General features: G+C 39.2%; 18 protein-coding genes and 1 pseudogene. 4 read left to right on the forward strand and 15 right to left on the reverse strand.

The annotated features are described in order from the left end of the window. The 3 genes and pseudogenes from AC5JMK_RS11380 to AC5JMK_RS11390 form a co-directional block, all read left to right on the forward strand. Positions 1–1,253: pseudogene (locus tag AC5JMK_RS11380) on the forward strand (carboxypeptidase-like regulatory domain-containing protein); the annotation flags it as partial. 85 nt (positions 1,254–1,338) lie between these two features. After that, positions 1,339–2,259 (forward strand): hypothetical protein, encoded by a 921-nt coding sequence (locus AC5JMK_RS11385; protein WP_495910113.1) that lies wholly within the window; start codon positions 1,339–1,341, stop codon positions 2,257–2,259. A gap of 86 nt (positions 2,260–2,345) precedes the next feature. After that, positions 2,346–2,528: a hypothetical protein gene (locus tag AC5JMK_RS11390; RefSeq protein ID WP_495910135.1), complete on the forward strand. Its 183-nt coding sequence runs from the start codon at positions 2,346–2,348 to the stop codon at positions 2,526–2,528. A 75-nt stretch (positions 2,529–2,603) separates the two neighbouring features. Here the strand turns inward: AC5JMK_RS11390 and AC5JMK_RS11395 are convergent, their stop codons facing one another. The 3 genes from AC5JMK_RS11395 to AC5JMK_RS11405 form a co-directional block, all read right to left on the reverse strand. Further along, complete coding sequence (locus tag AC5JMK_RS11395) at positions 2,604–3,905, reverse strand: DHH family phosphoesterase (protein ID WP_096676357.1); 1,302 nt, start codon at positions 3,903–3,905, stop codon at positions 2,604–2,606. Positions 3,906–4,306: 401 nt separating this feature from the next. Beyond that, on the reverse strand, positions 4,307–4,804 hold the full coding sequence (locus AC5JMK_RS11400) for an HNH endonuclease (RefSeq protein WP_096676356.1): 498 nt from the start codon (positions 4,802–4,804) through the stop codon (positions 4,307–4,309). A 160-nt stretch (positions 4,805–4,964) separates the two neighbouring features. After that, positions 4,965–5,390 carry a GNAT family N-acetyltransferase gene (locus AC5JMK_RS11405; protein ID WP_495910114.1) on the reverse strand — a complete coding sequence of 142 codons (426 nt, stop codon included), beginning with the start codon at positions 5,388–5,390 and terminating at the stop codon, positions 4,965–4,967. A 151-nt stretch (positions 5,391–5,541) separates the two neighbouring features. Between AC5JMK_RS11405 and alr the strand changes: the two genes are divergently transcribed. Beyond that, entirely contained in the window at positions 5,542–6,726 is a 1,185-nt protein-coding gene (gene alr, locus AC5JMK_RS11410; RefSeq protein WP_495910115.1) for an alanine racemase, read from the forward strand. A gap of 40 nt (positions 6,727–6,766) precedes the next feature. On the opposite strand, the gene AC5JMK_RS11415 is transcribed toward alr, so the two are convergent. From AC5JMK_RS11415 to AC5JMK_RS11470, 12 genes are all read right to left on the reverse strand, one after another. Continuing rightward, complete coding sequence (locus tag AC5JMK_RS11415) at positions 6,767–8,332, reverse strand: GMC family oxidoreductase (protein WP_495910136.1); 1,566 nt, start codon at positions 8,330–8,332, stop codon at positions 6,767–6,769. 407 nt (positions 8,333–8,739) lie between these two features. Then, the gene (locus tag AC5JMK_RS11420) at positions 8,740–10,089 is read right to left on the reverse strand and encodes a cysteine desulfurase-like protein (protein ID WP_096676353.1); all 1,350 of its coding nucleotides are present in this window, start codon (positions 10,087–10,089) and stop codon (positions 8,740–8,742) included. Positions 10,090–10,220: 131 nt separating this feature from the next. Further along, positions 10,221–10,946 (reverse strand): Uma2 family endonuclease, encoded by a 726-nt coding sequence (locus AC5JMK_RS11425; protein ID WP_096676352.1) that lies wholly within the window; start codon positions 10,944–10,946, stop codon positions 10,221–10,223. 86 nt (positions 10,947–11,032) lie between these two features. Continuing rightward, positions 11,033–12,676, reverse strand: a complete 1,644-nt coding sequence (locus tag AC5JMK_RS11430; protein WP_096676351.1) for a GUN4 domain-containing protein — start codon at positions 12,674–12,676, stop codon at positions 11,033–11,035. A 522-nt stretch (positions 12,677–13,198) separates the two neighbouring features. Next, complete coding sequence (locus tag AC5JMK_RS11435; protein WP_495910116.1) at positions 13,199–14,935, reverse strand: carbamoyltransferase family protein; 1,737 nt, start codon at positions 14,933–14,935, stop codon at positions 13,199–13,201. Between the two features lie 54 nt (positions 14,936–14,989). Beyond that, positions 14,990–15,580 (reverse strand): YdcF family protein, encoded by a 591-nt coding sequence (locus AC5JMK_RS11440; RefSeq protein ID WP_096676347.1) that lies wholly within the window; start codon positions 15,578–15,580, stop codon positions 14,990–14,992. 40 nt (positions 15,581–15,620) lie between these two features. Continuing rightward, a complete protein-coding gene (locus AC5JMK_RS11445; RefSeq protein ID WP_495910117.1) occupies positions 15,621–16,796 on the reverse strand; it encodes a glycosyltransferase in 1,176 nt (391 codons plus the stop codon). Beyond that, positions 16,793–17,995, reverse strand: a complete 1,203-nt coding sequence (locus tag AC5JMK_RS11450) for a glycosyltransferase (RefSeq protein WP_096676345.1) — start codon at positions 17,993–17,995, stop codon at positions 16,793–16,795. The genes AC5JMK_RS11445 and AC5JMK_RS11450 overlap by 4 nt, the downstream gene beginning before the upstream one ends. 28 nt (positions 17,996–18,023) lie before the next feature. Continuing rightward, a complete protein-coding gene (locus AC5JMK_RS11455; RefSeq protein WP_096676344.1) occupies positions 18,024–19,160 on the reverse strand; it encodes a glycosyltransferase family 4 protein in 1,137 nt (378 codons plus the stop codon). 9 nt (positions 19,161–19,169) lie between these two features. Then, the gene (locus AC5JMK_RS11460; RefSeq protein ID WP_495910118.1) at positions 19,170–20,141 is read right to left on the reverse strand and encodes a phytanoyl-CoA dioxygenase family protein; all 972 of its coding nucleotides are present in this window, start codon (positions 20,139–20,141) and stop codon (positions 19,170–19,172) included. Positions 20,142–20,301: 160 nt separating this feature from the next. Then, a complete protein-coding gene (locus AC5JMK_RS11465; RefSeq protein WP_495910119.1) occupies positions 20,302–21,558 on the reverse strand; it encodes a glycosyltransferase family 4 protein in 1,257 nt (418 codons plus the stop codon). Continuing rightward, a complete protein-coding gene (locus tag AC5JMK_RS11470; RefSeq protein WP_495910120.1) occupies positions 21,521–22,705 on the reverse strand; it encodes a hypothetical protein in 1,185 nt (394 codons plus the stop codon). The genes AC5JMK_RS11465 and AC5JMK_RS11470 overlap by 38 nt, the downstream gene beginning before the upstream one ends. Positions 22,706–22,834: the final 129 nt, after the last annotated feature.

The following is a 22,834-nucleotide window of genomic DNA, read 5'->3' on the forward strand; positions in this document are numbered from 1 at the left end:
ATAATTCTTCTCTCAATGGAATGATCCTTACAGTCCTACCTGGGGAGTTACCTTTGAATTTAAAAGTGACACCTTTGCCAGATGGTTTGCAAGAAGTGCAAGCGCCTGGTCTTGTGACTCGTATTAACCTGAAACTACTCCGCAATGATCCAAAATTGGGGTTAGTCTTTTCTGTGCAAGACTTGCAAACTTTGTTTGGCGTCCCGGCTGAATTTGATATTAATGATTATGCAGTGCGCTTACTTCCACCTTGGTTAAAAACTCCAGTAACGGGGGAATTTAGTGAACCTCAAGAAGCGCCAGTAGAATTAGTGGGACTACCAGAAGTTATCGCTCCAGATTTTAGCATTACTGGTGTTGAGCAGCGTTTGTATGCTAATGGTTTCACTAATTATAGTACTAGTTATCAAGGTAATTTTACAGCTGTTGGTACAGCTTTAGGTGGTAGTTGGTTTATCCGCGCCAACCAACCAAACTTCAAAAATGCTACTACTTGGCAAATTGCTGAAGCCCAATTTCTGCGCCAGACAAATCGGGCTGATTATATTATCGGTTCACAGACACCGTTTTGGTTTGGTCAACAAACGGGTGATTACTGGGGTTTCACGACAATTCAGCGCCACAAGTATAAGCCAAAAGAAACATTGTTAGGTGCGACACCAGATCCACGTCAGCGTTTGCAATCTGCTCAAATTGGGCGAGTGATTACAGGTAAAGCAGAACCAGGAACATTAGTAAGATTAAGTCCAGCTTTTAGCGATCGCCCAGTTGCAGAAGTCTTAGTTGATTCTTCTGGTATTTATCGTTTTGACAATATTCAAGTTGATGGTCGTTTTTTAGCTAGTAATTACCGTCTGTTACTTTACGCCCAAGGACGACTCACCCAAGCACCAGAAATTCGCGATTTAACTTTTTCTTCTGCACCAGGACAATTACCAGCTGGCGCGAATGCGTTGATTGTTTCTGGTGGTTTGCGGAGGAAATTTTCCACAGATAATCCTAATTACTTAGGAGAATTTTCTGATTTCACAGGAGGTGTGTCTCAACGTTGGGGTTTGTCGGAAAACTTAACTGTAGGGATTGGTGGAGTTTACGATAATTCATTTCGCGGATTGGGAGAAATATTTTATCAACCGCAAAATTTACCTTTAACGGTAGCTGTTTCAGCTTTAAGCGGGGATGAAAAAAATCACTGGGATGTGAACGCTGATATTAGATACAGCAGTTTTCAAGTAAATGAGGTACATCTCTGATTGAGTGAAAAACTTTCTTATAATTTATGACCGAATAGTCTGTACCTCATAAACCTGCAATACGCTGTATGATTTTTCTCGGACTGTGCATAGCCGATTTTTTAGCGATCGCTTTGGTTCTACTTTTAATCTTGATTGGCGAATGCTTCCTTGGCTAGGTTTCTTATCAGGCTACAACAGTCGAGATGGTGCTTTTGGGGGTTTAGAAATTTCCCATAGTCGGAAAAATTCTTTTACCTTTGCTCGTGCTACTTTAGACACTCAAAATCACTTCCGTTGGAGTTTTCTGCAACGCTTGGGTGATATGGAATTCACAACTCGTGGGAATGAAGTTGGTTCTCTATCTCAATTCGCCTACAATTTTTCCGGGAAGAGTTCTTTTGATACGGGACACTCATTGCTTTTGAATTACGAAACTAGTAATTTACTTTCCCAGGAAAATAATCTAGCTAGTGCGAGTTGGCGTTATCGTTCACCAGCACGCGCTATTGATGGAAGCTTTTTGTGGGAAGCACAACTAGGTTATGGTATTGGTTCACAAGGTTCAGGAGCGATCGCCAGCTTGGGAACAACAATTATCCCTGGTATAATGCTGCGGGGACGTTACCAAGCAGTATCGCTGACTTCAGATGAACCAAGTTTTGGGATTGAGTTAGTTTCTAGCGTTGACATGCAAAGAGGAATTCAGCCTGATTCTTCTAGGCGTTCTAACTATTTCCGCACCCAAGGCGGTATATTAATTCAACCATTTTTTGACCGCAATCATAATGGCAAACGTGATCCTAATGAAGCAGTGTATCTCAAACAGCCAGAGTTAATGCTCATTCTCAACAACCGTCCTTTGAAGTTTTTCCAACCAGAAATTCAAAATGAAGCAGCTTTGGTGCGTTTGTCTCCTGGTAAATATCGCCTTGATCTCGACCCAGCAGGATTTCCCGTTGACTGGAAAACAGCAACAGATGCTTTAGCTGTGGACGCACCAGCGCTGGTAGTTATACAACAGTAGAGTTACCTCTTGTCAAGTCTTACACCCGTACCGGAGTTGTAACTGATGTCAAAGGTCAGCCAGTTCCAGGGGTACGGGTAGAAGCTATTCAAGCAAATTCAGGTCTGCGACGATTGTCTGTTACTAACGGTGCTGGAGTTTATTATCTTGAAGGATTGCCACAAGGAGATTATGCTTTAGAAATTAACGGCAAGTCAGCTTTACCTGGTAATTTGCTATTAGAGGAATCTTCTCAATCATTTCAAGAAATTAATCTCCAGCAAAATTAAATCAAATAACCCAATTTAGGAAAAGAAAACATGCACTAAACCTTTACCAATGACAAATGACAAATGACAAATGACTTATTCTGATTGAATTGGGTTATCTTTAGGATTAACTAATCTCAGCAGCTTTTGCTTAATTTGAGTATCGAAAACTTCCCACTTCATTTTTGCATAAGTGGAATTCTCGTTACTGCCTGATAAGAAACCCATAGGAATTTCAAAACCACCAGCGCTGGTGCGTCCACCACCAAAAAATCGACCACTGCTATCTTGTCCAAAAGCTTCTTTGATAAACTCATCAGGATCTAGGGTAAGTTTAGTGGTTCTCAAAGAGCCTACAACGACTTCTAATTCTTCATCTTCATCGTGAACAATGCCGTAAACTAAAGCTGTGTGGACATTTTCTTCAGTGACGAGAAAATCTGCGGCTTGGGGAATGGCGTCTCTGTCGTCGTAGCGCAAGTAACCAACTCCAGCAATGGAAAAGTTGTTTTGGACTATACGGTTTTTGAGCGATCGCTCAATCACATCCATTACCCGTTTAGAACGGTTAGCTAGCAGTACGGCGTTAAGTAGCTGGGCGTCGTAAAATCTGCTCAGATAGCCTGCTGCCATGAAATCTTCTTCTCTGGCTTGCATCAGCAGGTTGGTATCTGAACGCAAACCATGCATTAAGGCAGTTGCACATTTGACATGCTGATTAATACTGCTATCTAAAGGCAGTAAACCTGCTTGCAAGTACTGAGTAAAAATTGTTGCTGTGGCTCTGACAGCAGGACGAATATCAACAAATTCTGATTTGAGGTCTCCTTGCAAATTGTGATGGTCAATGACTGCCATCAGTGGAATTCCTGCTTGTTGCACTAATGGCACTAATCCAGAGGTCGTTCCTTGGTTATCAATTAAGACATAACCTTGGTAAGAAGACAAATCTTTGCTTTTGAGATTGGGCAGCGAACAACGAATAGCTGGTAAACCAGTTAGCTTCACAAGGGCAATATTTTCTTGATGGCTAAGAGTGCCAGCGTAGATGATCTCGCACTTAATATCATACTGTTGAGCGATTAACAGGTAAGCCCAAGCAGAAGAAAGAGCATCTGGATCTGGAAAATCTTGCAGAATTACTAACTGGCGATCATGACGGTGTGCAAGCATCATCTGACGTAATTCTTCTGATTTCTGTAGAGTCACAGAATTGGCACGCTGACCTACTAGAGAATTGCTTCCTTCTGTTGATGTTTGTGTTCCAGCAGACTGTCTGATGAGTGGAACATCTAAAGACTCTTTGTCTATGTCTACCTCATCGGGATTCACTTCTGGAGTTGGATCTGTCGTCAATGGCAATCTCTCAAACTGATTAAGGGAAGAATGAAACTGCATAGTAAATGGTTTGTACAGTGTGGCATTATATTAAGTCCAACAATCAAGACTGCAACCAGCAAATCACTGGTTTAGCCACACTATCTCGATCTTCGCAAAAATCAATGAACTTGAGAATGTATATATGGGTCTATTTTTTCTACATTTGTTTGGTGAATAACCGAAGGATGCTTTATCTATAAAATTGGCAAATTAAAAAATTAACTACTTGCTAAAACACCAAAATATGCTATTATTGCGAGGTTGGTAAAAAATCGGCAATAAAACTTTACAAACTCCTACGCCAGCTTGTAAAAGAAAAAATAGCCGACAACAAGCCGAAAAACCAACCTCGTCTATACTTGGTGAACAGCAAAAGCTATAAAAAACTTTTACCGATTGATATTAAACAAAGGTAATTGTCAAAGACCTATAACATACTTTTGCCACTCCTTGTGTGTTCCAGTTTTTAGATGCTTTGTGACCTCAAAGTACAAACTGCTATAGGGTCTGCGAGGTTGATGGCGTAGCAGCATATGTGCTTCATGGGGGGTGCGGCAACCCTTTTTAACATTGCAGCGGACGCAAGCTGTAACAATGTTTTCCCAGGAATCTCCTCCTCCACGCGATCGCGGTAACACATGATCTAAGGTCAGCTCATCTCCTGTGTAACCACAGTACTGACAGCTGTGACCATCTCGATGCAATATGTTTCGACGAGTCAGAGGAATTTCTTTATAGGGAACCCGGACATAATGGCGTAATCGGATTACCGTTGGAAGCGGAAAACCGGAGTAGAGAAACTTGCCATTGTGTTCTACCCGCTCTGCCTTACCCTTGATTAACAGAACCGCAGCACGGCGCCAACTCGTGATGTTGAGCGGTTCATAAGAGGCGTTCAGTACTAAAACCTTCCCCATTGATAATCGTTCGAGGTATTAGTTTTACATATATTAACACACAATGTACTCTGGTTTGGTAATGAGAATAAATTATACTTCTAATTTTTTGGTCTAAATCTCAATGAGTAGAAAAGTCTAGATTTTTAGAGCAAGAATTTAGCGATCGCTCCAATGGTATTCAATAATTGGGCTGACCGTTGATTTTATTAATTCCCAGCTTACTAGCTTTGAAACCATGCCGTTCGTAAAATGCAGAGGCTTGTATGTTTTGCTGTAATGTATGTAAATTCAATTCCAGTGGACAAGCTTCTTTGGCTTTTTCGATCAGCATTGAGCCAATACCCTGATTTTGGTATCGAGTATCAACAAAAATCTGATCTAAATATCTTTTTTGCTCCATAACTACAACGAAACCAATTATTTTATTTTCCAATTCTGCTACCCAAACAAGTCCTTGCACAGCGATTTCATCACGGAAGCGAACAATCCATGTTGTGTATGATTGTGGATGTGTCAGTTTGGGAAAGGTTTCATGCCAAGTACGCCACCAAAGCTGAACTACCTCTTCTAAATCTTCTGGACAATATGGGCGAATTAGAACCATGGTTAACTAATTAAACCTAATCCCATTATTAGCTCTTGTGCTATTGACACGATGAGCGGTAAACTTCTGTGATTATTCCAGAGTAGCTTTCAGCAACATGAATAAATATATAAGCTGAAAGCACAACAGTGGTGTGATAGGAGTAAACAGGATGTTAAGTCATGAGCAATCTCAGGGTGTTGCAATTGGGCAATGTGACACTTATGCTTGGTTTTCACAACGTGCTTGGGTGGAAATTGATTTAATGGCTTTGTCGCACAATGTCCAACAACTGCGTCAATTCTTATCACCACGTACCCAGCTAATGGCAGTTGTGAAAGCAGATGCTTACGGACACGGAGCAATTACAGTTGCCCAAACAGCATTACAATCAGGAGCAAGTTGGCTTGGTGTTGCCACAGTTCCAGAAGGAATTCAATTACGCGAAGCTGGAATTAAAGCTCCAATTTTGATTTTAGGTGCAACTCATACTCCAGAACAAATTTATGCGATCGCTCATTGGGAACTTCAACCAACACTATGTAGCCCCAAACAAGCACTGGTTTTTTCCAACATTTTAGAAGCAATCAATCATAGTTCTCCCATACCTGTACACGTTAAATTAGACACGGGTATGTCGCGCTTGGGAACTAATTGGCAACAAGCCTGCGAATTTGTCCAGCTAGTCCAGAGTTTGCCACTTTTAAAGATAGCTAGTGTATACTCTCACCTAGCAACAGCAGATAGTCATGATCCGACTGTCATGCAACTACAACACCGTCGCTTTCAAGAAGCGATCGCTCAAATTAAAGCCTTGGGAATCAAACCACCTTGCTTGCACTTGGCAAATTCAGCCGCGACCCTCAGTGATAAACAATTACACTACAACATGGTGCGTGCGGGTTTGTTGATTTATGGACTTTACCCAGCTACACATTTGCGATCGCAAATTGAACTTAAACCTGTTTTGCAACTCAGGGCGAGAGTTACTCAAGTCAAAACCATTGCTGCTGGTACTGGTGTGAGTTACAGTCATCAATTTATTGCCAAGCAAGAAATGCGTATTGCTGTTGTTGGAATTGGTTATGCAGATGGTGTACCGCGCAATCTTTCCAACAAAATACAGGTATTAATCCGTGGTCAACGAGTCCAACAGATTGGTACGATAACAATGGATCAGCTAATGCTAGATATCAGTGCTTTACCAGATATACAAGAAGGTGAAGTAGTCACTTTACTTGGTCAAGACGGTAAACAACAAATATCTGCTGATGATTGGGCAAATCAATTAAACACGATTTCCTGGGAAATTCTCTGCGGTTTCAAACATCGTTTACCTCGTCTAGGTGTAATTTAAGTAATGATGTTCAGGGACTTGAGAAGTTGTGATCTTGCTATCAAGAATTTTTAATCAAATCAGCAGCTTTTTCAGCAATCATAATTGTGGGGGCATTAGTATTACCACCAATAATGGATGGCATAATTGATGCATCTACTACTCGCAGTCCTTGAACTCCGTGTACTTGCAATTGGGAATTAACTACCGCCATCGAATCATTACCCATCTTGCAAGTACCAATTGGGTGATACAAAGTTTCTACAGTATCTAGAATATAAGCACGTATTTCTTCATCATTCTGTACCTGCAAACCGGGGACTAATTCTTCACCTCGGTAGTGATCAAAGGCTGGCATTTTTGCTAAATGACGCGATATTTTGACACCTGCTACTAAAACTTCTAAATCAGCGGCTTTTTCTAAATAATTGGGTTGAATGATGGGTGCTTCTAGAGGATTGATAGAACCTAAAGTAATGCTACCTTTGCTTTGCGGATATAAAAGAGTCGCGCCGAAAGTAAATCCATGTCCTTTTGGTTGGATAAAGCCGTGATTCAAGAAAAAAACAGGCGCAAAATGAAATTGTATATCACTTATTGTTAAGTCAGGATGGGTTTTAACAAAACCTCCCGCTTCCGCAACATTTGTGGTGAGAGACCCATTTTTTAAAAGTATATACTTCAGAATATTTCTAAACTTTTCTGCATTTGCTAGAGATATAGATTGTGTACATTTATAGGCAACAGGTACACACAGATGATCTTGTAAATTTCTGCCGACACCAGGTAAATTCATGACAACAGGAATTCCCAGAGATTTTATTTTTTTTGCATCTCCAATTCCTGATAGCATTAATAACTGTGGTGAATTAATTGTACCAGCACTTAAAATAATTTCTTTGGCGATTTTTATTTCATATCTTACTTGATTATGAATATAGATTAAACCAACAACCTTGTTACCTGAAAAACTTATTTTTGTGACTTGAGAATTGGTTTGAATAGTAAGATTAGAACGTCGTAATATTGGCTTTAAATAAGCAGATGCGACACTGTGACGTTTCCCATTTTTTTGAGTAACTTGATAGAATCCTACTCCTTCTTGTTTTGCACCATTGAAATCATGATTGAGTGAAAAACCTGCTTGTTGCGCTGCTTTAACAAAGGCGTGAGAAAGTGGATTAATACAGCGCTGATTTGTGACGTTGAGAAGTCCATCTACACCGTGATATTCATTCTTCAGCACATTCTGATTTTCAGCTTTAATGAAGTAGGGGAGTACGTCTTTTGCACTCCAACCTAAATTACCTAATTCCTGCCAATAATCATAGTCACGCAAATTACCACGAATATAAATCATGGCGTTAATTGAACTACTTCCACCGATGACTTTGCCACGAGGCCAATATAATTGACGATTGTTGAGGTGAGACTGTGGTTCTGTGTAATAAGCCCAGTCATATTCTGTTTTAAATAACTTATGAAAACCTGCGGGAATATGAATTTCTTGTTTTTGATCTGAATTCCCTGCTTCTAACAGTAACACTGTTGTGTTTGGGTCTTCAGTGAGGCGATTTGCTAAAACACAACCTGCTGAACCTGCACCGATAATCACATAATCATACATTATTTTTGTTGATAATTGCTGAATAGGAGCATGTTTGTTGATCACGCTCTTAAAGAAACTTTAAGTATTTTTTAACTCCTGTGACACCACATGCAGTGATCCCCAAGTAAAGATAGTAGGGTGATAAAAATACTACTCCTAACACACTAACATTCCAGAAAAGTTATCTCCCTAGAGTCAGCTTTTCCTGGAGAAACCAATCTCTGCAAAATCCACAAAAGGGGGTAAAGTAGTATGCTTTGCGACAGATGTAGGCGTCAGCAAACCTGTTTGCCGATGCTATTTTCTAAAAGAGACCCGCAGTTGCAAAAAATGCTCAAAAATCTGAAAAAATGTGAGTTGCGTGTAGTTAAATAAAACTTTACTAACAGCATGATTGCTGATCTTCAGGTTGTCACACTTGTAAATTATTTTGATAGTAAAGCTATCTCATGTAATACTTCTAACAATCGCTGAATTTCTGCCACCGTGTTGTAATGTACTAATCCAACTCGCAACAAACCACCGCTAGCTTCTACTCCTAGCTTTTCAGTCAAATTTATGGCGTAGAAATTACCATACCAGGTAAAAATACCGCGATCGCCTAAAAGTTTTGCCACTATTTGGGGAGATTGTCCCTCTAGTCGAAATGCTACCGTTGGTGTCCGCCAACTAAAACGTGCTGGATCGGTAATACCGTAGACAGTTAAGCCACTAATCTCCAAAAGCCCACAAATCAATTCTTTGCTGAGTTCTGCTTCATATTGTTGAATAGCTGTCATTGCAGTTACTAAAGCCGCACGCCGATTGGGATAAGATGACGATGTTGCATGTCTGGGTGGACAGCGAAATGTCTCCCATTTGCCTGTATCAGCTTCTAGAAGAGTAGAAAGTAACTGAGTTTCCACTGAAGGCGAGACATGACAACCGATTTTTGCCAAATAATTAATCGCCGCTACCATCCCTGCTAAACCTTCGTGGTTTAGCGTACCTGTTTCCCAACGAGATGGTGTTTCATCGGAAGCGGGGCGGACTTTGTAAGGTTGGAGACGGGCTAAATGTTCGTGTTTCCCGTAGAGAATTCCGACATGAGGCCCAAAAAACTTATAAGCAGAACAGACAAGAAAATCACAATCGAGCGATCGCACATTAATGGAAGCGTGGGGTGCGTAGTGGACTGCATCCACAAAAACCAACGCCCCGACTGTATGAGCAAGTCGGGCGATCGCGGCAATATCATTTATTGTACCAACTGTATTAGAAGCATAGCCAACTGCTACTAGACGTGTGCGATCATTAATTTGCTGTTCAAGATCGCTCCAGTTGAGAGTACAATCTTCAACATTAATATTAACAAACCGGATGGTTGCACCACGTTCAGCCAATGCAGACCAAGGAGAAACATTAGCATCGTGGTCAAGACGTGTCACAATTATTTCATCACCGGGTTGAATTTCTCGACCGATAGCCCGACTCAATGTATAGGTGAGGGTAGTCATGTTTGCACCGAAGACTACTTCACTTGCGTGACATCCAAGGAAATCAGCCACAGCAGTTCGAGCCGAATCAATTAGCGCATCTGTCCGGGCGCTAGTGGTAAAAGGCCCGTGGGCGTTAGCATTTGATCTCACCAGGTAATCGGCGATCGCATCTATTACTGATCCTGGTACTTGTGTACCTCCCGGCCCATCAAAAAAAATTACAGGTTGATTGTTAATTTTTTGGGTCAATGCCGGAAACTGGGCAAGTATCCATTCTATATCAAGAGGTGCTTTCATGGCTGACCGACTCCTGGCTTTGAGGCGAAATCAGTTTCCAGTAAACAGTTACCAGTGTTCACTGAATAATGATCAATAACTGTTAATATTTTAACCTCTGCACCCTTATCATTGCCAGAAATTACCAAGCTCTACAACTCGTTGGGGTTAATGCCTAATTCTCGCAGTTTTGCTGCTAAACGTTCAGATCGTTCTGCTTCTTGTTCTATTGGGGTAGCAATCCAATTACCGTTGACATCATACCAGCGCAGCCATAAACGCGTGATACCTTGGTAAGTACCTTGCCACAGTCCCAAGCCTAATTCTAAGGTTGGCATCCAAATACGCTGTTCTTCCAAATTTATTTCAGTGTAGCGGTCTGCCTGAAGAATAAATGCTCGCAGTGTATCCGTATAGCGGTCAAAAACTATGTAATAGGGAACACGTAGTATTTGTTCATAAACCTGCCATTTAGTTGGCGGTTGATCTACAACTCTGAGATTACGTCCTAAATCTTCTTTTTCTGTACTAGGAGAAAGTAGTTCCACTACAACGAAGGGATTGACTCCTTCTTGCCAAACTACGTAACTCAAACGTAGGTCTTTTTCTTCGTATAATCTAGAGACACCAACCACTGCATACCAATCAGGCCGCTTGTACCATAGAGGGTGGCGAGAGTCGTAATAAAGATTTAAATCACTGGCAACAAAAACTTCATCTGGAGAATAAGTTGGCGGACAAAAGGTTTCCCGTAAAAGTTGGGGTTGATATATATGAAACTCATCAGGCAAACCAGGCTCCTCCGGATCTTCACTTTTGAGATCATACATGGTAGGTAGAACTTCTTTTGGCGAAAGCGGAGGATCTATTTGGTACATAATGGTAACAACAAGGTTCACATTGTTGGAGTTGAGATATCTTTACCAACACACAATTCTCAATTCAGATCTAAATTCAAAGTGTACTACAGGTCGCATATCTCCATTTTAGATGTAAGAGCAGAGAAACCAATCACACAACTCAAAGAACCTACAACCCAACCTCGCCATTCTGTTAAAGAGTGAATTATACCTGCTGCGGGGAAATGTCCTTCAGGAGCATCTGAACTAAAAGTTAAGTCAGAATAAAACAACCAGTTGTCATTTACGCGCCAGCCAACATGATCACACAATAGACACCATATTTCATAATCAATATCAGTTTGAGCGCCGACACTTTCCCAAATACTCTTTTGCACACTGAAGCCAAAGCGCCCATTACTGTATTTCAGCCACAACTGGTCTATGGTAAAAAGGTCAATGCAGGGAAGTTGATTGATAGATTGAATATTCAGCCAGCCTTCTTTTTCTCTACCTGCTGCCTTTAGCAGTAAAGTGAGAGTTTCTCGATCTGCTTGTTTCCATTTACCAGCTGCTAAGAGATCATTTAATTGCTGATAGTTTATTTCTAGTGCAGAGTAGAAATTAATATTTTTATCTTTCTCTTTAATATTATATATGTTATTAATTTTATCGTTTTTAAACTCTGAATTGAAGACTGAAATATTGTTAAGTTTTAAAAAATGTTCTGTTGTTCTATTGACCTCATTATGATAATCATTAGTGCTTGTTACTTCTAATGTTTGGAGTGGTAAATTTAACCTTCTATTTTTTTCTAGATAAGAGGGTTGGAGTACAATATTGGTTTGAGAATATAAAAATTCAGACCGCAACTGAGCAATTCTTTGCATTGCGGCGATCGCATCTATATCTGGAGTAGAAGCTATACTATTCACCTGCATCCATAGTTGCTCTGCTAGTTCCAGATTGTTGTCAACTTCAGCTTGAAAAGCACTGATTTTGAGTTTAGAAATATCGTCTAAAGTCGCATGTTTTAGTAGAAGAATCTGGTGTGACTTAGCTTGTGGTTCAGCAACTATGTGGGGTGTTTGTCGAGCATGTTTATATTGATAAACGAGTTGTGGCACTCGAAAACTGAGATATTTGTTCAAACGTTCTATTGTGGCACATTGTCCCTGATTGCCTAAACCTTCGAGTAATGCATAGGTAAACACTCCTTGTTTTAACGCATCAATTTCATAGGAGTATTCATCAAAACTACAAGAAAAAATGCTGGTGAATCTATTTTGACGTGCCATTTGTTGAGTTTGTTGCCCAAATTTTTCCCCCAAAGTTTTGTTTTGATGACGACAAGCATCAAAGATTAAAATAACATTACCAGAGCCACAGCCACGTAAACCTTCAGTCAGATAATTAACTGGAATCCCTGTATTTTCTACATCTTGTATCTTACCATCACAGGGCATGATGTAGTCTTGATTAGCATGTACAATACCATGACCACTAAAGAAACACCAAAAGTTATCTCCTGGCTGCAAGCAGGATTTTTCAAATAAATTATGTAAAAAATGCAACAAGTTATTTCGAGAAGGATGAGTTGAAGTCTCGAACCCTTTGGGTGAGTTATCACAGAACAAGCAAACTTGATCAAAACCAGCTTCATTGCAGAGAAATTCCCGCATTAACTGTGCATCTCTCTTAGCATACTTGAGGGGTTGCAGGAATTCATACTGGTTGATACCGATTACCAAGGCCCAGTTTTTTGTCATTTTCAGTTGTGTGCTTACCACTTGAACTTTAGTGTAATTGCTCGTTGTTATATTTTTAATTGACAGATAAGGAAACAAAAAAATTAGCTTACTCACCAACAATAGACATCTCCAGAAATGAGGTATCGACCCTGACTGCACAAGGGTTTTATATTCTTTTTCACCAGATGTCTAATAATCAAACAGGAGCATAAGTATAAAAGAGACTTTCCAGTGGGAGCATCCCAATTTTTTCATTTTTCCATATCCCGCGCTTGGGTTTAAACCCTTAGCTAATAGCACAAGTCGTCTTTATACGACTCAAGACTCAAATAAATCAAACAGTCTGGCTTAAGCAGACTTTAAGTTATGAGACTGCGATTTCAATCGCAGGTGGATTTTTTGAACATTTAAGATGCTCCCCTTTCCAGTTAAAATCAGTGAAAAATTAGCAATTGCTAGTTGATAACTGTTAAAGTCTCTACACTAATACATTAGATATCGGAGTTCTTCAGGACATATGCAAAAAAAAATGAGTTCGATCTATGATTTAATGTCGCTGCGTTCTACGTAATAAGAACCTAATACTAAAGCATCCATGTTAGTTCTCAAGAAGCATTGAATTGCTTCAGTGGGAGTCCGAACAATGGGTTCATTTTCGTTGAGAGATGTATTGAGAACAATAGGAATACCCGTACGTTGAGCAAAGGTATTAATTAAGTCCCAATAGAGAGGATTTGTTTGACGACTGACACTTTGTAAACGCCCTGTACCATCAACATGAGTAACAGCAGGAATTAATTCTCTTTTTTCTGGGCGAATTTTAAAGACTTTTTCCATGAACGGTGCAGGTTCATCGATTTCAAAATATTCACCGACTTTTTCTTCCAATATACTAGGAGCGAAGGGGCGGAATTTTTCCCGGAACTTGATTTTGAGGTTGATGATATCGCGCATATCCAAGCGACGTGGATCTGCAATGAGGGAACGGTTCCCTAAAGCCCTAGCAGCAAATTCCATTCTGCCTTGGAACCAACCGACTACTTTACCTTCACAAAGAAAATCAACAACTTGGTTGAGTAGGGCTTCTCGCTCTAGGTGTTTGGGTTGCAAGTCATGAGACTGTAATGCTAGCAAGCACTCTTCATCAGTAAATTCCGAACCCCAATAGGCATGATTTAGAACAAAATGACGAGGTTGTTTGAGCATTTGATGCCAAACAAAGAAGGCTGCTCCAATACATGTACCATTGTCAGCAGCGCCCACTGGAATATATACGTTTTTAAAAGGAGTATTTTGAGTAATCTTGCCATTCGCAACAGAGTTCATCGCTACACCGCCTGCTAAACAGAGATTTTCACTCTTGTAGCGATCGCTCAATCGGTTGATTAAATGAAAAATAATTTCCTCTGTCACTGCTTGCACAGATGCTGCAATATTTTGATGTTTTGATGTCACTTCTGACTTGGGTTGTCGAGCTGGACCTAGTAATTTTTCTAGTTCTGGGCTGTGGAAAGGTTCAACATGGGGCGCACCATTGTCCCATTTCATGGCGATACCCTGCTCATGATGAGTGAAATAATCTAAGTTCAACTCAAAACTATCGCCTTTGGGATAAATAATTCGGCGCAATGCTTCTAAATATTCTGGTTCCCCATAAGGTGCTAATCCCATCACTTTATATTCATCGCCATAGGCAGGAAAACCTAAGTAGAGAGTAATAGCATTGTAAAGATAACCGATAGAATGGGGATAGTGAGTACGGCAGAAGTAATCGAGACGCTTGCCTTCACCTGCACCGGAGAGAGTACTAACAAAATCACCCATCCCGTCAATGGATAAAATGGCAGCTTTGTCAAATGGGGAAACAAAGAAAGTACTGGCTAGGTGGGTTGTATGGTGTTCTAATGTGTGGATAGGAGTGCTAATGTCTTCTGGTTGACAGTGGCAAGCTTCTGCTAATTGTTCCTTAAGGCTAGCAGATTTACTTTGTTTGCTAAAGCGATCCAAAAGTGATGACAGGGAAGGACGTTGTTGCAAGGTGAACAGTAGTTTGCGGTTCAGGTTGGCTTTGGGATTGAAGGAGACAGCAACATGATCCAAATCTGCTGCACTAATACCACCCACTTGCAAACAATAGCGGATAGATTGAGCAGGGAATCCAGCCCAGTGTTTGGTGCGGGTGAACCGTTCTTCTTCGACTACAGCAATAAGTTGACCGTTTTGGATCAGGCAAGCTGATGCATCACCGTGGTAAGCGTTAATTCCAAGAATGTTCATGTTAGTTTTACTTTAATTTATAGGTTAGTTAGAAAATTTGAAAGTTATTTTTGCTTAATAACGAACCACATCGGACTTAAGGTTGGCTCCTGTATAACCTGTGATCATCCAAAAAAAGGAACGACCAATATCACGAAGAATAGGAAAGATAGGTTCTTTTTGTTGGTTGGATGGGACAGAAAGTGGAGTAAAGGCAATTCCTTGGCTACCGAGGATGATAGTGGCGATCGCTCTGGCTCTGGGCATGTGATAGTCTGAGGTAACTAAAAACACATGTTGAATTCTGTATTGTTGGAAATCTGAAATGAGTGTAGTAAAGTTCGTAACGGTGTCACTAGCACGGTAATCTAGATAAAGATGGCTGTCTGGGATGCTTGCCTCTTGAAAAATTTGATGCACCTTATTGGGATTAATATTAGGAGAAGAAACCCAAATTTTTAGGGATGGATACCAGTGAGCAAATTCAGCAGTAAATTTTTCTCTTTCTCCGAGTGAAGTACCACCAAGCATAAGAATAGCTTGGGGTTGAGGAGCTTGGATTTTGGCGATCACAAGACGTACAGGAATTATACTAATTAGGGTGAGTATAAAACCTACTAAAGCCAAAATCAAATATCTTTTGAGTTTGCTATTTAACCGTTTCATGGATAGGCTCAAGCCAGTTATTCAACAGATGATCAACCTCTTATTGATGAGCAAGGATTGCATCATAGGCACAGGAAAGGTTTTGAGCGATCGCATTCCAGGAATATCGACTATTTGCCAGATTTTTACCGTTCTCACCTAGTTGTTGTCGTAATTTCGCAGATGTAAGCAATTGAGCGATCGCATTTGCAAGAGCATCCACTTCTCCTTCTACAACTAATCCCGCTTTCGCTTCGGCAATTTCGGGAGCAATTTGCACACCAGGAGTGACAATTACTGGCAATCCCACTACCATAGCTTCTGCTACTGCTATGCCAAAGTTTTCGGAAAACGAGGGTAAGACAAAAATATCACAGCCTTGAAGAAGCAACTGTTTATCTGTACCTTTGACGAAACCAGCAAATGAAATATGGGAGGTTAAGCCAAGGGATGTCATTAAATTTTTCAGTTCCTCAACATAATCTGTCTCCCCCGTACCAGCTAAGATGAGATGAAAATTATGGTTTTGAGCAGCCAATTGGCCGAGCGATCGCATCAGCAAATCAGGACGCTTTTTGTAGTGGAGGCGAGAGAGAAACAACACCACCGGTGTTTCAATGGGAATTTCATAAAGATGGTGAAGTTTTTGCTTGGCATCTGGCAAATAAATTGGTTGATTTACTCCTAAAGGTAAAGTAACAGTGGGACTTGTAATGCCAAAGTTACGGACATCTTTGGCTTCACTAGTTGAGGTGCAATGAATAGCAGCAGCTCGATTTAGATTATGTCGTTCAGTCAGGAAGGTATATATTTGTTTTTTGAGGCGACTTTGAGACAACGCCCAAGGCTCTAATTGTCCCATTGTCCGGACTGTGTAGGGTATACCTTGCCATCTAGCAATTGCTCCAGCACAACTAGAGGCATAAGAAAATAAATAGTGTATATCTAAAATGTCGTAATCTTTAATATGCAGCCAAAGCCAACGAGTCAATGCTGGCGAAAAGATAAACTCCTTCATGCGTGGGGTAAATCGAGGCAAAAACCATACGGGAACTTGTTGGTACTCAACACGTTGGTTGAGAGGCACGTCTAATAGTTGATTGGAACCGTTATCATTAGTCGTGACAATTTCAGTGTCAACACCACACTCGCGCAAAGCTTTGACTAAATTCAAAACTACTTCGGTTGGCCCTCCTAAAGTTGGACTAACCGAAGGGATAATATGTAAAACTTTCACCTGGAGTTTATTAAGGTAGCTAGGGTTTGTTTGAATTGTTCAAAACCGAAAGTATCAATTACTTTCTGTCGGAGAATTTCTGGTTGATACAAGATAGGAGCGGGGTAAGTACCTTTGAGAATTTTGATCAGAGATTGGGCGATCGCTTCCACATCATCCGGGTTAACTAAAACACCTAATTCTCCGTAGCAAAGAGCATCAATGGCTCCATCTTGACTACCTCCTATAACTGGTTTGCCACAGGCTAATGCTTCTAAGTAAACAATCCCAAACCCTTCTCCTTTACTGGGCATGGCAAAGACATCACAAAGATTATAGTAGTCGCACAATTCGCTGTCAGGAATAAAGCCTGCTAAGGTAACGCACTCTTGCAAACCTAGTTGAGTAATGAGTTGCTCAATCCGATAGCGATCATCACCTTTGCCACCGATGATGTAATGAACATCGCGAAGCTGATGCCGAATTTTAGGTAAAGCTTGAATAATTTTGTCATAGCCTTTGTAGGCATCAACACTGTCTAACCTCGCAACGGTTAATATAACTGGCTGTTCGGGTTTAAGTCCATATCGCTCTAACAAATATCTCGGCTTGCTAGCTATGTGAAAGCGACTAGCATCAAAGGTGTTGGGTAAAATTTTGATTTTGCTTGGATCTAAGTTTTGCTCGTTTAGCAGGCGATCGCGTGTGTAACTGCTTACTGCTAAGATGCGATCGGCATGGGATAGAGCTGTTTTTAAAGTAGGATTTGTGATATTCCAAGCATCTACACCATGAGCAACAGCCCAATAAGGTATGCCAAATAAGCGTTTTAACAAATAGGCAACCACAGTGAAATTCAGATGAGAGGATATAATCAGGCTAGGGCGTTGCCATAGTCCATGTCCTAAAAGTTGAGTAGCAAAAGCAAATGTTCTCAAATTTTTATGCCACTTACCTGCAAAGTGAAACCGCGTATTCTTGATAAAAGAAACGCTTGATAAACAGCGAGTATCATGTTTGAGAAAAACATCATATTCAATATGAGGATATAAATTTTGTAATGCTTCCAATAAAAAAGCTGAATATACCTGAATTCCTCCTTTAAATTCAAAAATATTCGGAAACCATATATGTAAATGCTGATATTTGTTAGAGTTTTGATTATTTTTGAGAATTCTTCTGTTTTGTTTTAATAAATTCTTAGCATCAAGATTGATCATTGTTATATCAAATAATTAATAACAATAATTAAACTTTATCAGTAGATCTATCGTCAATGGCTTGACGATATATTTCAATATATTTTTCAATCATTCCTTCTGCTGTAAATTTTTGATAATTCACAAAGCCTTGTAACTTAAATTCTTCTAATCTAGGAAGATAGCTAACAATTTTTTCCGCAGCTATTTCAGGGTTATCTGCTTCTATATATATTGCTGCTTCTCCTCCCACCTCATTCATCGGAGGACGGTTTGAGGTAAATACAGGACAACCACAAGCTTGAGCTTCTATAATAGGCCAGCCAAAACCTTCATAAAGGGATGGGAATAGTAAAGCAGTTGCAGAAGAATAGAGCGATCGTAAACTTTCGTTATCAACATTTACTAAGTCTATGACTTTATGAGTCAGATTACGTACAGTTATTAACTGGCGCATTTCCACAGTCATGGGTTTACCTACCATGACTAAATAAAAATCAGGGTGTTGAAGTTTCAACATTAATTTATCAAAAATTGCTAGAACTCCCAGCCGATTTTTGTACCAGTAATTTCCTCCAACATGAAGAATAAATTGGCTATCTTGAGGAATTCCTAAATATTTTAAACGTTGCTTGGCTTCTGTAGTTGCCATTGGTCTATAGGGGTAGTTTAAACCCATAGGAATCAAAGATACAGCACTTTCAGAAAGAGAACTCAAACGTAATAAATCACTTCTAGTTTGTTCAGAAACACACACGATTTTTTGAGCTTGATCAAGTCCCTTTAAAATCATTTGCTGTATTTGTTTACCTGTCCATTTAGTTTTAAATTCGGTAAACTCTCCCAAAGCGGAACGAATTGCTAGTAAATCATGACAAGTAACAACATGAGGTATGTTTCTTAAATATTTTGTGTAAACGGCATTACCATGATCACATATATGAATCACATCAGCCCAAGATAAAGCTTCACGTAATTGTGATGGGAAGAGAATTAATTTATCAATATAACCTAACCATTTTTTGAACAATTGCGAAGGTAAATTCAGCCTACCAAAATGAGGAATTGGGTGAATTACACGTACTTGATGACCAAATTGATTTAGGTAAATTTCCAGCATAGAAGCAAATCTATTCATACTTTCTATGGAATCTGGCTGATAATTACCTATTAACAAAATTTTCATTTATTACTATTAAAATTGCTTATTTTTATTTTTTAATTTCAAGTCCCATAGAATTCTTTTTATATTAATAAATGTCTCAGCAGGCAATAAATATTTGACTAGGCTTTTGGTTAATGCTTGGATTGTTTGGGGCAATAACTGCTTTTGTAGAGCTAAGATATTTTGAGGTGTCATGGTAGCAACTGAACTGCTAGGAAAAGCCGGATATTTTCTTGGAAAACCAAATCCAAGATAGTCCATCACCTCTGGAGTTAAATTATCAAGATACTCAGTGTTGACTAGGTTTTTTTCCCCATGTCCTATATATTTACTACCAACTTGATCTACTTGAAACAGTAAAGTAGTTCTGCTGTAGTTATCATCTTTAAAAGGTTCTGCTCTGTGAATTCCGTGAATGTCACAGATTATAATAGTCCCCTTTTTCATGGGAAATGATAGTATATCGTTTTTATAGTTTTTGTCGATAAAAGTATCAGTTAAATATATTTCGCCATCGTACTTATAAGACCATTTATGAGAATATTTCAGGTATTGAAAGGCATTTTTTGTAACATCAGATAGATAAAATAAGAATAATAGTCCCGGCATATTATGCTTGGCAACTAGTTGTTTGCCACTCTGTAAATTATTGTCTGTATGCCAGGGCATATGACCGCTTTTATAGACTTGATAAACTCTATGATTGGTTAATTTGTAATCATCGTCAAAATATTCGTTACAAATATCTAAAATCTTTCTAGAGGTTAGAATATCGTATGTTGTTTTTGAACTAGCGAGGCAATGAGTAAAAAATTTAATATTTTGGGTAATAACTACCCCAACATCGTTAGTGTTGATTAAAATATTGTTGAAATCTATATCTTGAAAGATTTGATCAATATATTCTTCTTCTAAAGCTGATTCACAAGCAAAATATCCTTTGTTTTTGAGATCATTAACTATTTGACTAGTACTGAAATTTAAAAAATTTAAATGATACATAGGTTAATATATACATCAGCCTTAAGATAAATAGTAATAGCGATATTCATACTTAACTACTGTTAAAAATCAAACAAATTATCTAATCTGTATTATATCTCTAATATATTACAATTACTGTAAATATTTTATACTTAAATATATTGAAACTTGCCAAACATCAGCAACTTGCTAAAATCTCTTGCACTCGATTGCCTAATTTTTGCCGATATTTTCCCCAAGTTAATTGTTCTGCTTTGCGACGAGCTGCTTGTCCCATTTCTACTAACTCTTGAGGATGACAATAGCACCACTCTAGTTTTTCTTTGAGAGCTTCTACATCTCGAATTGGGACTATAAAACCTTCAACACCATCTGTAATGATGTCTAAAGCAGCTGTGTTGGCTGTAGTAATTACAGGAATACCACATGCCATTGCTTCCAGCAGCACCAGTCCAAATCCTTCCAAAAGAGAAGGAAAAACTAAAACATTGGCATTACTGTAATATTGATTTAACGAAGCATGAGGAACTGATGGCATATAGCGGAAAATATCTCTGTATTGAGATAGCCACTTTTCTGGAAACTCATTAATCCCAACTAATAATAACTCTGCATCAGATAGTTGCAGTTCTTGCCAAGCCTTCAATAAGTAGTGGACTCCTTTGCGAGGTCCTACACGACCCGCAAATAAAGCACGAAAAATTTTGTCAGTTTTGGGTTGTAACTGGAAATATTCAATGGGTGAACCATAGGGAATTACACTAATTTTTTCTGGTTGTACACCTACATCCAAGAGTGACTTTTTAGTAAAAGAGGATGCTACAAATATATGGTCTGCTAATTGAATTTCTTGCTCCTTGCGCTCAACTTTCCAAGTCGGTTCCTGAATTGCTTGCAATACAGGAGCTAAATCCGGAAAGTTGTTAGCCTCTTCTATTTGAATATCTTGATTTTTACGATAGAACGGAATGGGCAAATCATACAAACAAAGAATTCCTTGTTGTTTGGCAACTTGAAATGTATTTGCAGCCCCATCTTCGTAAGCATAAACAGCAGCCAGATCTTGTAAATGATGCTTGGCAACATGGTTATCTAATGCAGCATATACCCAATCAACCAGTTGTTGTTGCTTCAATCCCAAACGCTTACTCATACCTGTTTTAATGAGTGCTATTCTAATTAATTCTCGCCAAGGATGGGTTCGCATTTGCACTCCAGCAGGAGTAATCCAAGTGCGCCGTCCAGCTTCTTGGGAAAGACGGTTACTAATATTTGTTGGTAAAAGATTCAAATAATGAGCAACTGTACCATGTGGATTATAGGCAGTTGTTGTAATGATTTCATCAAGTATATCTACTTCTGCTAGGGCAAGTGCGGCGTTGCGGGAAAAGGGATTACTAGTTGGATGAATCAGGGAAATACGGGGATTGACCATTAGTTTGAGATAGTTGGTAGTATTGTTGCAAATTTTCTATTTGTTCTAATTGAGGTAATAAGAATATAAAACCAGTGACAAACCAGTAGTAAATTGAAAAAGCATAGTTAAAAACTAATGGGCCATTAAACTGAATAGCTTGAAATAGGAAAGCTGTAAGTGCTAACTGACGCAGGAAAGGTCTTTGCAAATTTAAGTAAACATTCCAAAGAGCTATTGCAGTACTAACTCTAAGTCCATACCAGAAAAGAAAACCAAAAGGGCCTAATTCTAGAGTAACTCTACCCATTTCTGATTCAAAACCTACTGGAATTACTTCTCCAGGTGGCAAATTTAATATTTTGCGAAGCATTGGTGTTGCTTGATGCGTTGCTCCCGTACCGTACCCATAAAGTCCTGTATACTTAATAAAATCAATAGGTTCAAAGAAACTGCCCGCAACACGTCCTGATACATCTTGGTTAGAAGTTGTACGTAGCCAAAAAGCATCGATTGCCGGACGAAACCAGATGGAAGCAGCAATAGCAACAATAATAGCTGGCAGTAAAAACTTCTTAAACGAATGCAATGTACTTGCAGGCTTGTTAAGAAATTGAATGCCGAAATAACCCAGTAACAGTAAAACTTGGACAAAAACAGTGCTGCGAGAACCAGTCATCAATGAGTTAACTAACAGTAATAATAATTCAACAATAGTGATCCAATGCCATAACTTTGATTGCTTCTTAAAAAGCATGGGAATCATTAAACTAAAGCAGGCTGCTAAGTATATTCCGTAGGTACTTATGTAGGAAAAAGTTCCTGTAATTCTAACACTATTATTGTCCTCACTCCCAAATGTAGCTACACCCTGGTCTGTACCAGGAGTATAAAGGTTAAGAGGGCTGGAAGGAGGACTAAAGAACTGTAAAATTCCTAAAAGAGCAACAGGGATTATTAAAAATAAGTGCGATCGTAAGAATTTATATAAATCTTCCTCTGATTGAAATAAATTTGGCAACATCCAAATTAAAGGAATATAGAAGAGGTAAGCTTTCAATCCAAATAAAGCAACTAGAGGTGAACCTAAACTGGGATTGAATGCCTCATATGTACACCATACGGCAACAAAAATAATCAGAACAGTGACTATACGATTTTTAATCAATAATTGTCTTTGAGAGTTTGAGAAAATATAGTAATTCAGGTAAGCTCCTAGAAGAACTAAGTCTTTCAAAAAATAAATAAAATCACTCGCTTGGGGGAAAATCCATTTTCGCAATATACCTTCAATAAC

The organism is Pelatocladus sp. (assembly GCF_059505505.1).

Excerpts from the sequence above, each read along its gene's own strand:
- alr (WP_495910115.1), top strand. The coding sequence starts at position 5,542 with ATGTTAAGTCATGAGCAATCTCAGGGTGTTGCAATTGGGCAATGTGAC.
- AC5JMK_RS11460 (WP_495910118.1), bottom strand. The coding sequence starts at position 20,141 with ATGTATCATTTAAATTTTTTAAATTTCAGTACTAGTCAAATAGTTAAT.
- AC5JMK_RS11425 (WP_096676352.1), bottom strand. The coding sequence starts at position 10,946 with ATGTACCAAATAGATCCTCCGCTTTCGCCAAAAGAAGTTCTACCTACC.
- AC5JMK_RS11455 (WP_096676344.1), bottom strand. The coding sequence starts at position 19,160 with ATGAAAATTTTGTTAATAGGTAATTATCAGCCAGATTCCATAGAAAGT.
- AC5JMK_RS11465 (WP_495910119.1), bottom strand. The coding sequence starts at position 21,558 with ATGGTCAATCCCCGTATTTCCCTGATTCATCCAACTAGTAATCCCTTT.
- AC5JMK_RS11420 (WP_096676353.1), bottom strand. The coding sequence starts at position 10,089 with ATGAAAGCACCTCTTGATATAGAATGGATACTTGCCCAGTTTCCGGCA.
- AC5JMK_RS11395 (WP_096676357.1), bottom strand. The coding sequence starts at position 3,905 with ATGCAGTTTCATTCTTCCCTTAATCAGTTTGAGAGATTGCCATTGACG.
- AC5JMK_RS11405 (WP_495910114.1), bottom strand. The coding sequence starts at position 5,390 with ATGGTTCTAATTCGCCCATATTGTCCAGAAGATTTAGAAGAGGTAGTT.
- AC5JMK_RS11450 (WP_096676345.1), bottom strand. The coding sequence starts at position 17,995 with ATGATCAATCTTGATGCTAAGAATTTATTAAAACAAAACAGAAGAATT.
- AC5JMK_RS11430 (WP_096676351.1), bottom strand. The coding sequence starts at position 12,676 with ATGACAAAAAACTGGGCCTTGGTAATCGGTATCAACCAGTATGAATTC.
- AC5JMK_RS11435 (WP_495910116.1), bottom strand. The coding sequence starts at position 14,935 with ATGAACATTCTTGGAATTAACGCTTACCACGGTGATGCATCAGCTTGC.
- AC5JMK_RS11415 (WP_495910136.1), bottom strand. The coding sequence starts at position 8,332 with ATGTATGATTATGTGATTATCGGTGCAGGTTCAGCAGGTTGTGTTTTA.
- AC5JMK_RS11440 (WP_096676347.1), bottom strand. The coding sequence starts at position 15,580 with ATGAAACGGTTAAATAGCAAACTCAAAAGATATTTGATTTTGGCTTTA.
- AC5JMK_RS11400 (WP_096676356.1), bottom strand. The coding sequence starts at position 4,804 with ATGGGGAAGGTTTTAGTACTGAACGCCTCTTATGAACCGCTCAACATC.